Annotated in this window: 8 protein-coding genes; 2 read left to right on the top strand and 6 right to left on the bottom strand. The window is 37.3% G+C overall.

Annotated elements, in window-relative coordinates; genetic code table 11:
- The coding region (gene tsaE / locus ACFIKE_RS05450; protein ID WP_375648595.1) for a tRNA (adenosine(37)-N6)-threonylcarbamoyltransferase complex ATPase subunit type 1 TsaE at positions 1-300 on the top strand (300 nt) is incomplete at its 5' end.
- Positions 301-1,077: 777 nt separating this feature from the next.
- On the opposite strand, the gene trxA is transcribed toward tsaE, so the two are convergent.
- The 6 genes from trxA to ACFIKE_RS05420 form a co-directional block, all read right to left on the bottom strand.
- Positions 1,078-1,401, bottom strand: coding sequence for a thioredoxin (gene trxA, locus ACFIKE_RS05445; protein ID WP_012754458.1), 324 nt, complete (start codon positions 1,399-1,401; stop codon positions 1,078-1,080).
- Between the two features lie 175 nt (positions 1,402-1,576).
- Positions 1,577-5,053: a double-strand break repair helicase AddA gene (gene addA, locus ACFIKE_RS05440; RefSeq protein ID WP_375648594.1), complete on the bottom strand. Its 3,477-nt coding sequence runs from the start codon at positions 5,051-5,053 to the stop codon at positions 1,577-1,579.
- A 2-nt stretch (positions 5,054-5,055) separates the two neighbouring features.
- Complete coding sequence (gene addB / locus ACFIKE_RS05435; protein ID WP_375648593.1) at positions 5,056-8,175, bottom strand: double-strand break repair protein AddB; 3,120 nt, start codon at positions 8,173-8,175, stop codon at positions 5,056-5,058.
- Positions 8,176-9,076: 901 nt separating this feature from the next.
- Positions 9,077-10,651 carry a peptide chain release factor 3 gene (locus tag ACFIKE_RS05430; protein ID WP_375648592.1) on the bottom strand — a complete coding sequence of 525 codons (1,575 nt, stop codon included), beginning with the start codon at positions 10,649-10,651 and terminating at the stop codon, positions 9,077-9,079.
- Entirely contained in the window at positions 10,651-12,312 is a 1,662-nt protein-coding gene (locus ACFIKE_RS05425) for a lysine--tRNA ligase (RefSeq protein WP_375648591.1), read from the bottom strand. The genes ACFIKE_RS05430 and ACFIKE_RS05425 overlap by 1 nt, the downstream gene beginning before the upstream one ends.
- Positions 12,313-12,686: 374 nt before the next feature.
- The gene (locus tag ACFIKE_RS05420) at positions 12,687-13,922 is read right to left on the bottom strand and encodes an argininosuccinate synthase (protein WP_375625502.1); all 1,236 of its coding nucleotides are present in this window, start codon (positions 13,920-13,922) and stop codon (positions 12,687-12,689) included.
- 170 nt (positions 13,923-14,092) lie between these two features.
- Between ACFIKE_RS05420 and ACFIKE_RS05415 the strand changes: the two genes are divergently transcribed.
- A complete protein-coding gene (locus tag ACFIKE_RS05415) occupies positions 14,093-14,734 on the top strand; it encodes a LysE family translocator (RefSeq protein ID WP_375626147.1) in 642 nt (213 codons plus the stop codon).
- Positions 14,735-15,329 lie beyond the last annotated feature (595 nt).

The following is a 15,329-nucleotide window of genomic DNA, read 5'->3' as shown; positions in this document are numbered from 1 at the left end:
GATGTTCCAAGCCCTACTTTTACTCTTGTGCAAAGCTATCAACTTCCACAGTTTGAAATTATTCATGCTGATCTTTACCGCCTTTCTATGGCAGAAGAAATTGATGAATTAGGGCTTCATGAAGCTCGTGAGAAAAATATTTTACTTGTTGAATGGCCAGAAAGAAATACAGCTCTTTTAGAACTCGCCACTTTTGCACTCACCTTACACTATAAAGAACATGGGCGTCATGTAACACTCAGATCAGCACAACATTCCATTGAACGTTTGCAACAGTCTTTTGCAATTCGTACATTTTAAAAAAACATCGACATGAGCATGAACATCATCATTTTTTAATTGATAATACCTCAATACGTACCGAAATTTGAGATGATGAACAACATAAAGAAGTCCCTCATGGATGTAATCAACTATGAAGATGAGATGAAATACTGGCTCTTTTATATAACAATGACATAAATTGCAAAGGACATCCGTTAATTTATAGCAATTTATCAATTTATTTTAGAGAATGTTTTTTGCCTTTCATACTTTTAGTAAAGGCTTCAAAAAAAGTCTTTTGATTCTAGAGAATAGTGTAAGAGAATTTTAAATTGAAGTGGTAACCCTTTAGAAGAGCATTATATAACCTATAGTGAATTGCTTGCTTCTTTCTGCTTAAAAATTGTGAACTTCAGAAAAGTAATTTGCAAAGTTTTTTCTTAAAATCTCCTTTCATGATTGCAAAGGACTCCAAACAAAAATCTCCTTATTTCTAGATTGATATTGCCTTTTTATGTGTTGAAAGCACTATCTATCTCTATAGTCTTATTCAAGAAGAAAATACCTTTATGAAATTATCATTCACCCAATATTTTTGACGCGCATATAAGGAAAGAATTGCCTATATTCTTCATACAGGGCAATTTTTTATAAAAAATAGTCAATTGAATCATGCATAAAAGTACGAATTCTTAAATTCATTTAACATTTTGATTTTATTATCTTTTTATTATAATATAATGCAAAAAAGAATGTTTAAAAAATCAAAAGGAGAGACAAAGCTTCTCTCCTTTATAGTGATTATATGTGGAATTAACTAAGCCCATCTTTTATCCATTCAGAAAGACGTCCTTTAGAGGTAGCACCAACCATATTCGATGAAATATTTCCATTTTTAAACATTAATAATGTAGGGATAGAACGTACTCCGTATTGGGTAGCCAGTTCCGGATTTTCATCAATATTTACCTTAGCAATTTTAACTTGATTTTGCATTTCCATTGAAATTTCATCCAAAATTGGAGCAATCATTTTGCAAGGGCCACACCATTCTGCCCAAAAATCAACTACAACAGGGGTGGAAGAGGTTAGAACTTCACTTTCGAAATTGTCCTTATCAACTTTTATACACGTCATTGATTTATCCTTTATATTCACTCTTTATAGATTGGTATGATAACAATTCATATCAAGTTATTGCAAAGATAAATTATTAAAGGACTTTTTTACACCAGAGATTGTGCATTATGTTTGTTTGGGCGATTTTATGAAAGTCAAAAAGCGTAAGGATACTTTGAAGGAAAGGAATAACTTATAAGGCAACTTCACCAAGAAATGCCTCGAGTTTTTCTGGAGAAAGCTTAAAAATTTTGGCTTCTTTACTGTAGATAAGCAGAGCTTGGATATCTTTATCAGGATGAATAGCTTGTAATAATTTTCGGTAAAGAGCCATTTGCAACCAGTGATGGGAAGCAATAGCAGCTTCATTTTCTGGCGGGGTTCCTGTTTTAAAATCGGCAAAGATGATGCTGTTTTGCGTGATGTATAGACGGTCAATTTGACCAGAAATTGCGTGTTCTTTTCCACGAATTTTTACAATACCCATTAAGGAAACCTCAGCACGTGAATGCTCAGAAAAAAGGGGCTTGAGGTAAACATGATCTAATATTTTCCAAACATGGCGAAGAGCATCTTCTCTTTGGCTCTCATACCAATGAGAGGCTTTGATATTGAGATAGTTTCGAGCATAGTCTCGACGTTTTTGTGGGGGGTAATCGGGTAAATATTGTAATAATCGGTGAACGATATTACCATATTCAATGGAAAAAGCTCTGTTAGTGTTTGTTTCTCCTAAAACAGGGGAGATGGTAAGCTGTTTTGGACTTGAGGACAGCTCTGTATCAGCTTCAATGGCAAGGCTCGCGACTGAGGGTTTTAACGGTTTTGGTAGCACTGGCTCTTCTGGTACTTTATGGGAGAAAAAAGCAGGCAAAGGTGGTAAGGTTTGGCATTCAGCGCAAGGGACTTTTGGGTTTATAGAAGCAGAAGAAGGAGGTGTAATACAATAACGCCAAGCTGCAATATCTTCCGCAGAATCTTTTATAGCAAGAGCATGCGGTTCGAGGGCTTTTTTTACCAGTTGTAACCATGTATGAGATGGCGTTTTCTGTCCTTTATATCCACAAATAAACAAGCGATCCTCAGCGCGGGTCATTCCTACATAAAGAAGGCGCCTATATTCTTCTTCTGCACGCTCTTTTAAGTGTGAAATTGCTTGTTTAGAGAGTTTTGTATCAAACTTTTCATTGGGACGCCAAATAAAGGTTTGTTTTCCGTTCCATTGTGCATTGTTTAAAGGAACTTTAAGCAAGTGAGGCGCATGCTGAGGATGCCAAATCGCACTACCAGGATCAACTAAAAACACAATAGCAGCCTCTAGTCCTTTTGCAGCATGAACAGTCATAATGCGGATTTCTTCATTATTTTGTTCAAATTCACGTTTAATTTCTGGTTCACTTGCACTTAATGTTTCTAAAAAAGCTTGTAATCCTGGTAATCCTGTTTTTTGAATAGTGAGCGTATAATCCATAAAAGCATCGAGCACATCATTTGCTTCAGATCCTAAACGAGACAGAATTTTTTGTCTTCCCTTATCATTATTCAAAATATGGCTATAAAACTCGAAAACCGGTATTTTATCCACTAAAGCGCGATAATGGTTTAGCTTTTCAAAAGCATCTTTAAAAGATATCTGCGATGATGCGTGCGTACATAAGCTTTGCCAAAGAGAGCCGGTGCGGTGTGCAGCAAGCTGATAGAGTTCCTCTTCACTAAGAGCAAAAAGGGGGCTTTTTAAAACACAAGCAAGAGAAAGATCATCTTGTGGCTGCAAAACAAAACGTGCAAGCGCCATTAAATCACGGATACTAATATGTTTGGTAAGCTGTAAACGATCAGCCCCTGCTACGGGAATATTGCGGTGTTTAAAAGCACGGGTAAGAGCTGAGACAAATTGATCACGTTTACGAACCAATATCATAATATCACTTGCCCGTATTAAGCGTCCTTTTGCTGGAAGCATTTCACCTTTTTGTAACCAGTTGGCAATAGTTTCAGCAATTTTTTCTGCTAAACGAACTTCAGGGGTATCTAAATGATCAACGCTTAAATGCCAATCATGAGGAAATTCACTCGTCTCTTGGGAAATTGCATCCCATATAACAACTTCACCGGGACTATGAACACGAATAGCTTCATGCACCGTTTTTGTATTTTCTGCCGAAAGTCCTTTATAGTTTTCTGGTGTTTCAAAAACAATATCAACGCTTTTAAGAACATCCGCTGTAGAGCGAAAAGAGTAATGCAGTTGTATTTTTTCAAATTGTTGATTGGTTTGCTGCACTTTTTTTTGAATGATTCGTCCATTTTCATCAAAATTTTCTGGAGCTGCGCCTTGAAAAGAATAAATAGATTGCTTTTCATCTCCAACAGCAAAAAGAGTCCGTATATTTGTTCGTTGGCTATAACCTGAGAAAAACTCTTGTGCCAAGAGTTGAATAATTTGCCATTGCTCAGGATTAGTGTCTTGTGCTTCATCAAGTAGAATGTGATCAAGCCCACGATCAAGTTTATAATGAACCCATTGGCTTGCACCTTTACGCTGTAACAAATGAAGTGTACGCTCAATAAGGTCGTCAAAGTCTAAGAAGCCATTGGCCTTTTTTAGATTCGTATAGATTTTGAGATAAACAGCACATAACTGAAAAGCAGCCATATTGAGAGTAGCAACTTTTGCGCATTGATATTTCTCTAAAAGAAGAGAAAGCTTTTTTTGTTTATCTTCAAGCATTTGTTGAATAAAAGGCAAAATTTCATCTGATTTTTTACGAGATAAATGTGAAAACTTACGTGGCTCACCTTTTATTGTAAAATAAATATCAGAAATAATATTGAGAATATTTGTCTCATCATGCACCTTTTCTAATTGGGAAAGTTTTTCCACCATATCCTTAAAGCTTTGACTACCATTGATTTCACAATGCTTAAGAGCATAAAGAGGAAGGCGCGCTGTTTGTTTAATTTGTTCCAGCAGATATTGATTTGTTTCATTGGGCGCTAAGTTAAAAAGCGCGCGCAATTTTTCTTCTCCATTTTCAGATAAAAGAGAAGATAAAAAATCAGACAATTTATGTTGCTTTTCAGTTGCTTCATAGAGCAATTGGTTAAAAGTATGTTCGCTAATAACTTGAAGTAACTGTTGCAAAGCAGGTTGTACATCACGACGGGCTAAAAGTTGACGACGGGATTCTTGTCGTAATTTTTTTCGACTGATATCATCGGGAAGTTCAAAATGCCCTGCAATATTGGCTTCTAACATAAATTGATGCAAGAGAGATTCACAAAAAGCATGAATCGTTTGGATTTTTAAGCCACCAGGCGTTTCGAGAGCACGCGCGAAGAGTTGTCGTGCATAAGTTAGTTTTTGCGCATTAACAGGTTTTTTTTCAAACCGTGTTAAGGTTTCTTGCAGCTGTGCATCATCGAGTTCATTCCAACTGGAAAGCGTGCGAAAAATTCGTGATTGCATAACAGCAGCAGCAGCTCTTGTATACGTAAGGCATAAAATACGTGCTGGAGGCGTACCGTTTAAAAGCAAACGGATAACACGTTCACTTAAAACGTGGGTTTTTCCAGATCCAGCATTTGCAGAAACCCACACGTTTTTTTGGGGATGTGTTGCTGTTGCTTGTGCATCAAGAGCGGCTTCAGGAATAGAAAAAAACGTCATGATTACTCTTCTTTATGAAAACCACTTGACCATTCCCACAACCGAGCCAAATGGTCGTAGTCACCTTCATATCGTTTTGACATGGGGACAGCATGTGAAAGATAACCTTGTTGTGGATTTTTATAATAAGTTATGAGTGCGATAAGATTTTCCCATGCATTGTCAGCAAGATCAACAGCACTTAGATGAGTTTTTCCGTCTTTTTTCTTTAAAAGAATTGATTGGGATTTAATTTCACCTTTTTTGTTAAGAGGAATGTAAAATAAATTTGAGGGGGTAAAATCTTGAAAATCTGGGAAGCCCCCTTGTATGAGTAAAGCTGTTTCTAAAGCCAATTGCGGAAATAATAATTCACGAACTTGTTTTGATGAAGGAGGGGTTCCGGTTTTGAAATCTAGAATTTCAACCGTTTTATCTGGCAAAACATCAAGACGATCAGCACGTCCTGAAAGGGTTACTCCTGTTGTTCCTATAGGAATTTTTTGTGATACCACTTCCGAATATCGCTCTCGCAGTCCTAAACTTTGTTCCCATTGAATAAAGCGTGGAGCAAGATTTTCAAAACTATTCCACCAAATTACTTCAATATCGGGTGGAAAATTGAATTTATCAAACTCTTTACGTCCAATAGAAAGCAGTACATTGAGTGCATTTGCATCATTTGGATTTTTTATTTGTGTGCAAAAGGCTGCAAGAATAGCGTGATAAAGTGTTCCACGTTCTGAAGCGCTAGGATCATGAATAAGTTCTTTAAGTGGTTTGAGCCGTAAGATTTTTTTAGCATAAATAGCATAAGGATCATATCGCAATGTTTCTATTTCAGTAACTGAAAAATGACGCGGGCGTATATCAAGAGGCGGAGCAGGGCAAGGACGTTCCACCTCAGAAGTTATGCTTGTATGATCAAGCATCTTTGCCCAATGGCGTAGTATTTCACCTCGTTCACGGATTTGTTCCCAAACCTGTTTTCCTACAACTGTTTCCATGCGTTGTAGCCAGCGTGAAGGAATGGAAGGCGTATGATTAACGCGCAATGCGCGACTCATCACCACTTTATCCATTCCCATCGCCCATTGAAAATCATGCGCGGAAAGACCTATACGCTGCTCTGGTGGTTCCAGAGTCAACATCATTTTCATCGGTCGCGATAAAAAAGCATCATTTCGGGTTGATATCGGCCATGACCCTTCATTAAGACCGCCGATGACCACTGTATCAACCGTTTGCAAACGTGATTCCAACGTACCCCAGATGAATAAACGTGGATGTCCTCCAGGCGAAGGTGTGACAGAACGGGTTGCTATTATGGCAGAAAACATAGCGGGCCATTCGCAAAGATGAAATGTTAATCCGGATTGATCACTGACCAATTCACGCAAAAATTTTGATAGGGTTTGTCCTGCTTCGTGTTGATAAAGATGTGCAAGAGAATTATCCTCATTGCGCCCAAAATTTTCAAAAACTTCAACAGTTGCTATTGCAGCTTCGTTGATGGTGCATTCTTTCTCTTGTTTCATAAGAGATATTAAAGGTTCAACAGCTTTCCTCAAAAGATGACAAAGGAAACGTGCTTCTTCACATTTCTGCTGATCAAGAGCGTTGATTTCAGAACTATTATGAAAGTGCGTTTCAATCCATTTTTCAAGAAATTGATCACATTCGCAAAGATTGATGCGTCCTGTATTCCCTCGAAGAACAAAAAGTTCAAAATTTTCTGCCATTTCCCGTAAACGATGACGGTTTTGTTGGAGTGTTGTCAGTGGATGTTTAAGAAGAGAAAGAAAAGCAATGGGATCATCGGGTTGCAACACATTTTCTAAGATAAGTCGTAAGAGAGTTACAGGCAATGTTTGTGCAAGTGGTATTCCGCCTGAATCATTTGCTTCAATTCCAAATCGCTGTAATTCCACAACAACACGGCGTGCTAAATTACGGTCGTTTGTAATAAGGGCTGCAGTTTTTTGAGGTTCTTCAATAGCTTTGCGTAAGGTAACAGCAATCGCGAGAGCTTCTTCACGTTCATTTATAGCTTCAATAAATGACCAATCTGCACAAAGATTTTCATAATCGTTACGGACAATTTGTACCCATTTATCTGTTGTAGAAGCTGGTCGGAGTGCTTCTGATAAAAGAGCCATTCGTTTTTTCTTTGTTATACTTTGTTGGCCAATTTCGCAAACATAATGACGTTGACACTCCATGAGAGTTAGAAGTTTTTTTAAATGATATTGAGGATGGCTAAAAACATTTTCTGCAAGATCAAAAAAATCACAAGCTGTTTTTTCTTCATTGCTTGTGCTTAGTGCATTCCATTGTTCTTCATCCATATGAAGATCAAGGCCAGGAAGAACAACAGCCCCCTTTGGTAGAGAAGCTATAACCTTTAAAAGATGAGAAACTGCGGGCATAGAACCTGATACACCAGCTGCAATGATCGGTTTATCAGGCGGCATACGTCGTAAAGTCTCTGCATGCATTGTGAGTGCTTGATTACGCCATTCCGCGGGATTACTTCGTTGTCTTTCTGTCAAGATTTTTGGCCAATTTTGCGTAACAATAGTCAAGAAATCGAGCGTTATTTGCCACCATTCAGCGACCATATCAGATGCAATATTTTTAAGTTTTGACCAGTCTGCTCCTTCTGTTTCAATTTCGTCCATCAAATGTGCTAAATCTTGCGCGAGCCAAATAGCATCAGCACTATGAGCCGGAATAAGCACATCTTCTGTACCAAACATGGCACGCAGATGCGCAGGCAAATTTTCACGCCATGGACGGATAAGGCGCGCTAAAAGTAAAAGACGTTCGCTTTCTCCAATAGGCGGATCGAGAGCGCTGGTATGATTTTCAACAAAAAGGAAACTGTCTTCATCTACATCTCCTAGAGCACGAATGGTTGGCAAAAATGTTGATTGTGTATCACTTCTTTCAACAAAAGCTAAACGCAAAGCGCGAGCAGCACGACGTGTTGGAACATAAATAAGGCTATCAGCAAGGGCAGTTTGAATATCTCCACTGGAAGCGAAATTATCAATAAGGCTACCAGAAAGTAGTGCATCAACAAAGTGAGGCAAAAAAGCAGTTCCCGGAGAAATAGAAAAGACACGCGGTTTATAGGTCATATGATCTCATATTTGGGATAACAAATTTCAGCTTATTGATTATTTGTATTATTTTGACTGTATACAATATTTATACAAGGAAAAACTGAAAAGCTATATTTATACAGCAGATTTTTTAGTTTAAATTTAAAAAAATATTGAAGTAAATTATATGTCTTAAATCATCGCGAAAAAATATATAAAATTTTTCTGATATTTTTCAACGTAGAATTGGCTACAGTTTATTCTCTAACTCAAATAGGTAATATAAAAATAAATATTAAAGTTTTAAAAGGTGCTAGGGGTACCAATGCATTGCAGCTCTTTGAATATAATAAATTTACCGTATTCTTTATACAGTGCAATCTGAAAATATCCTTTACATACCCCACCATTTTCAGAAAAAAATAATATGTCTACCTTTAACAGCGAAAATAGATTACTTTTATGGAGAGAGTTTTACAAAAGTTTATCGTGCAAGCCTCTATCTTGCTAGGATCACATCCCTTATGCAAAATAGAATGCCCAAAAATATCATTATGTTGCAATTTTATATGTTTGTTTTTAAATAGACATCTTTCATTGTACTTGAGCTTACCTCGTAATGTCGTCCTGTAAATAATATAAATGAATAGTATAATGTAAACTTCCGTGAATAGGATAAGATACATCACACACCGCCATCGTTACATCATAACGCTACAAACCACCATAATCACTTTTTTACCCTCGCCCAATATTTTGAAAGCTCTTGGCTATAGAGAAAATTTATAAGAGGCTTTGTATTTCTTGCTTCAAGTGTTTTTACGCACACACCAATCCTACTTATGACGTGAAAACAAATGATTTTGATTGTTTCAATATGAAAAACGATAAATTATCATTATAAATCAAATTATTGTAGAAAATATTTTTCTTTATTTTAAGAGCGTACTTGATAATCTTTAAAAGCAGAAAATTTTATTTTAGGAGCTCTTTCTGCCTCATAATTCAATGAAAAATGGTTCTCCGCTAAAAAAACTGGATCACCTTCTAAATCATACGCAATAGCAGAGCGGTGATTGCTAAGAAACTTTTGCAACTCACCTTTGCTCTGCGCTGAAATCCAACGACATAAATTAAAGCGCGCAGACTCAAAATTCACTGGCAAAGAATATTCTATTTTTAATCGTTCTTTTAAAACATCAATTTGCAAAGCACCAATAACACCAATGAGAGAAGGCGACCCATCATCAGGAATAAACAATTGTACAACCCCTTCTTCAGCCATTTGTTGCAAAGCTTCCTTGAGCTTTTTTGCTTTCATTGGATCGCCCAAACAAACACGACGCAAAATCTCTGGTGCAAAATTTGGTACTCCCTTAAAGAGGATATCTTCTCCTTCAGTCAAAGTATCGCCAATACGCAATGTTCCATGATTAGGAATCCCTACGATATCACCGGCATAGGCTTGGTCAGCAATTTGGCGTGAACGCGCAAAGAAAAATTGTGGAGCCGAAAGTGTCATCGGTTTTCCTGTTCGAACCAACTTTGTTTTCATACCACGTTCAAGTGTTCCCGAACATACCCGAAAAAATGCAATACGATCACGATGATTAGGGTCCATATTCGCTTGAATTTTAAAAACAAATCCCGTCATTTTAGGTTCCATGGCTATGACATTGCGCTGATCTGCACTTTGATCACGAGGACTTTGACCAAAATCAATAAGCGCATTGATCAAATCACGAACACCAAAATTTCGCAAAGCTGAACCAAAATAAACCGGAGTCATATGACCTTCACGGAAAGCTTGAAGATCAAAATTCTTGCAAACACTTTGAGCGAGTTCTACCCCTTCAATAAAAGTGGAACGTTGATATTCAGGGAGTAAATGGACAACCTCTCTGGGATTTGAAACTATCCGCTGTGTTATCTCATCATCTTTTTGACGAAAACGATTATGATGAAGGTCATAGGTACCAACAAAATCTTTACCCGTACCAATTGGCCATGTTATAGGCGCAGTATCAAGAGCAAGCTTTTCTTCAATTTCATCTAAAAGCTCTATAGGATCACGTGCCTCACGATCCATTTTATTGATAAACGTAACAATAGGAATATCCCGCATCCGACATACTTCAAACAATTTCAGTGTTCTTGGCTCAATTCCGCGTGCCCCATCCAATACCATGATAGCACTATCAACAGCTGTGAGAGTGCGATACGTATCATCCGCAAAGTCCTCATGTCCTGGAGTATCTAGGAGATTAAAAATATGATTTTCATATTCAAACGTCATCACCGAAGTCACAACGGAAATACCACGATCACGCTCAATATTCATCCAATCAGAACGGGTTTGAATACGATCTTTTTTGGCTTTTACTTCTCCTGCAAGTTGAATAGCACCACCAAACAATAAAAGCTTTTCTGTTAATGTTGTTTTCCCCGCATCTGGGTGAGCAATAATTGCAAATGTACGGCGTCGCTTTACTTCCTGCACTCTTCGTTCCATTATTCCTCCGTCGGCCGTGCAAGTGTTTCAGCAATCAGTGCACGCATTTCATTAATCCCATAAAGCGCTATAAATGATCCCCATCGTGGACCTCGCTCTTGTCCAAGAAGGACTTCATACAACATTTGAAAAAAAACATTGGAAACACCAGGCCCACCTTCAGGGCTTTTTTTGCTATGATCTTGATAACGTTCCGTTAATCGTGCAACATCAAGAAGCATATTTTGTAACATGTTGCCATCAATAGTTTCAGGTAAATTAGCTAATTTTTCCTCAATTTGTGCTAATGTTGCTCGTTCGCTATCATCTGGTATACGAAATTTCTTGTTTGGTTTAACAAAAACATCAAAATATTTAATAGCAAACTTCACCAATTGATCAAGTTCTGGATAAGTTTGTGCATTTGCTCCTTTAGCGTAACGAGAAATAAAACCCCAAAGAACTTCTGCATTCTCCGCATTTGAAGCACTTACCAAATTTAGGAGCATCGCAAAGGATACAGGCAAATCAACCTGCGGTGGACAACCATTATGAATATGCCATACAGGATTATTCAGACGCTCTTTCCATTCTTGGCGACCATAGGCTGAAAGATGCGCATAGTATTCATCAACCGCTTTAGGAATGACATCAAAATAAAGCCTTTTTGCTGTTTTAGGCTTTGAAAACATATAAAGCCCTAAACTCTCTGTTGGAGCATAAGTAAGCCATTCATCAATGGTTAAGCCATTTCCCTTGGATTTGGAAATTTTCTGCCCTTTCTCATCTAAAAAGAGCTCATAGTTGAATCCTTCTGGGGGCTTTCCACCTAATACTTTACAAATTTTAGAAGAAAGATTTGTGGAATCGATAAGGTCTTTTCCTGCCATTTCATAATCAATGCCAAGCGCTGTCCAACGCATTGCCCAATCTACCTTCCACTGACACTTAACCTTGCCCCCTGTAACCTCTGTTTCTATGGTTTCTCCTGTTTCTGGCTCAATATAAGTAACTGTACCTTTTTCAACATTACGCGCAATCATCGGTACCTGTAATACTTTTCCAGAAAAGGGAGAAATCGGTAGAAAGAGTGAATAGGTCGCTTGCCGCTCTTCACCTAATGTTGGTAAAATAATTGCCATAACCTTGTCATAACAGGCAAGAATTTTCAAAAGCGTTTCATCAAAACGACTGGAACTGTAATAATCCGTAGCACTTGCAAATTCATAATCAAAACCAAAACGATCAAGGAAAGCCCGTAACCGGGCATTATTCGCTGCCCCAAAAGAAGGATAATCATCTCCAAAAGGGTCCGGTACACGGCTCAACGGTTGACCAAGATAATGTTCCATCCTTTCGCGATCAGGCACATTCTCAGGAATCTTGCGCAAACCATCCATATCATCAGAAAAACAAAGCAATTTTGTTTTTACTTTATTCTCCGTAAGAATATGAAATGCATGACGCACCATGGTTGTACGTGCAACTTCCCCAAAAGTTCCAATATGCGGTAAACCAGAAGGGCCATAACCTGTTTCAAATATCACACTGTCTGGATAACCCGTCTTTTCATACCGTTTGATAATCTTACGTGCTTCTTCAAATGGCCAAGTTCTCGATTGAGAAGCTGCATCTTTTAATTCAGGCGTAAGGCTGAGGGTATCACACTGATCACGCATCATTATTTGTCCTAAAAATTACACTCTTTCAAAATAGGGTGTATGGTTCTTGAATTTATTCGTCAATAATAGCAAGCAAAAAGATGAAAATTTCTTTATACTCTTAAGTCACAATACAAAAACCGCCCTCGCTATAAACATATTTTGTTCTGATAAAAATCAAAAACATTCAATATTATAAAGCAAAATTGACTTGTTTTGATTATCGAAGCCTTCATTGCTATTATTATCATGGGTTTTGCTTATTATATTTATTAGCGCAAAAGATAAGCTTCTAATATTGAACGAAAGAACGGTAAAAACCAACAGAAAAAATGCTTCAACTAGGCATTTCATACAAAAGCACTAATCCACATTACACTTGTCACCGTAACTTTCTATTTCTTTTCTTTATCGCCTTGATGACGCATTGCTAATGTACGCAAACGTAAAGCATTTAATTTAATAAAACCAGTTGCATCTCTTTGATCATAAGTACCTTGATCATCCTCGAAAGTTACCAACTCACTCGAATAAAGTGATTTTTTACTTTGGCGCCCTTCAACAATCACGTTTCCTTTATAGAGTTTTAACGTGACTTCACCTTCAACATGTTCTTGAGATAAATCAATAGCTGCCTGCAGCATCTTACGTTCCGGCGAAAACCAAAATCCATAATAAATGAGTTCTGCATAACGTGGCATCAATTCATCTTTCAAATGAGCTGCACCACGATCTAGCGTTAAAGATTCTATAGCTCTGTGAGCCGTTAAAAGAATGGTCCCCCCTGGTGTTTCATAAATACCCCGCGACTTCATACCCACAAAGCGATTTTCCACCAAATCTAACCGACCAATACCATTATCGCGCCCATAATGATTTAATTCTGCAAGTAAAGTTGCAGGAGATAAATTTTTTCCATTGATTGAAACAGCATCACCTTTTTTAAAGCCAAGAGTGATTCTTGTTGCTTGATCTGGAGCATCTTCTACCGAAAGAGTACGCATATGGACATATTCAGGAGCAGGAAGTGCTGGATCTTCTAAAATCTTTCCTTCTGATGAAGAATGCAATAAATTTGCATCCACTGAAAAAGGTGCTTCGCCTTGCTTATCCTTTTCTACAGGAATTTGATGTGTACGAGCAAATTCAAACAGATCTGTCCGACTCTTAAAATCCCAATCACGCCATGGAGCAATAATCTTTATATCAGGGTTAAGAGCATAAGCGGAAAGCTCAAAGCGCACCTGATCATTGCCTTTGCCCGTTGCCCCATGAGCAATTGCATCTGCTCCCGTTTCCTTAGCAATTTCAATAAGGCGTTTTGAAATAAGTGGGCGTGCAATTGATGTTCCTAAAAGGTAAGTCCCCTCATAAACGGTATTGGCTCGAAACATCGGAAAAACAAAATCACGCACAAATTCTTCACGCAAATCTTCAATATAGATTTCTTTAACACCTAACATTTCAGCTTTACGACGAGCAAATTCTAGCTCTTCCCCCTGCCCCAAATCCGCTGTAAAAGTTACAACTTCAACGCCTAGCGTACTTTGCAACCATTTGAGAATAATTGACGTATCCAATCCCCCCGAATAAGCCAAAACAACTTTTCTAATATTTTGCCACTTCTTCATTTCAAAGTTCTATATGAGCTGCTCTTTTATTTCTACCTAGAAATCAAAACAATGCAACAAGTATAAAAATAAATTCTCTTTAAGCAACATTAAAAAGACGCAAAAAAGGTAAATAAAAACGCTTTAGAGTGTAAATAATGAATACTGCTTAAAAATAAAAGGAGATTTACGTGTCATTTCTACCGGAGTGGTCTATTGTTGTACAATTTGCTTTAGCATCGTTGATTTTAGCACTTATTCCAGGACCTGATATGATGCTTTCTGTAGGACGAACCATTACACAAAGCAAAAAAGCTGGAATTATGTGCGCCTTGGGTAGTGCAACAGGGTTTGCCATTCAAGTTACCGCTGTAGCACTTGGCTTATCAGCGCTTATTTTTGCTGCACCACACACTTTTATTCTTCTAAAAATTGTTGGCGCCTTTTACCTTTTATGGTTTTCCTTTCAAGCGTTACGGAGAAATCCGACATTTTCCTTTGAACAGACATCTTCTAAATCTCAAAGCGCTAAACGTAACTATCTTGCTGGTATTGGAATCAATCTTTTAAATCCTAAAGTTATACTCTTTAACGCCACATTTTTACCACAATTTATCAATGCGGATGATCCTATGGCAACACAAAAGCTACTCTTTTTAGGACTCTCTTATATTCCTATTTCTTTTCCCATTACAATTTCTATCGTTTTTACAGCGCATAAATTTACCAAAATTCTCAATAAAAATCCTCTTTATATTCGCTTTCTCGACTGGCTTATTGCTGGTACTTTTACTATCTTTGCCCTCCATCTCCTTATAGTTACAAAACATTGATTTATAAATGTAATTTATCGTTTTTAATTTAAATGAGAACAAAAATATTGTAGGATTCTCTCATTTTAAACCTGTTTATTTTGAATCAAACAATATCTTTCCCTTGTACGTTATAAGCGAATCGGGAGTTTTCGTGTGTAAAGCGAAATCTTTTTAAAGAACGTAATAAACAAAAGAGTGAGGCAATATACAATCTCCACTTTTTAAAAGATATTACCGTAGATGCTTTTAAAAGTCATAAAATAGAATTAAAAGGTATGGTAATAATATGGAAATTAGTTAAGACCCTTAAGACTTCATATTGCCTCTAAATGAGGTTTCCTCCTCATTTTAGAGATTACGCAAACAGACTACTATATACAATATTTTCCCCCATTGAGCATATAAAAGCTGAAACTGTTCGTCTAGCACTTATCCATCTTAATCTCTGTCTCACACATGCTATTATATGCTGATTTACTGAAAAAAAGCATAGGCTTTAATATCGCAGAAAGTTGTATTAACTAATGACCAATGGCATTTTCAAGTCGCAAACGTTCAGATTTCCGTAAACGCTCTGAAGCTGATTTAAGTTGTCCACATGCCGCTAAAATAT

Source organism: Bartonella sp. MU70NMGDW, assembly GCF_042194085.1.
GTDB lineage: Bacteria > Pseudomonadota > Alphaproteobacteria > Rhizobiales > Rhizobiaceae > Bartonella > Bartonella grahamii.
The sequence above is the reverse complement of the archived record's forward strand: the minus strand, read 5'-3'. Positions and strand labels throughout refer to the sequence as shown.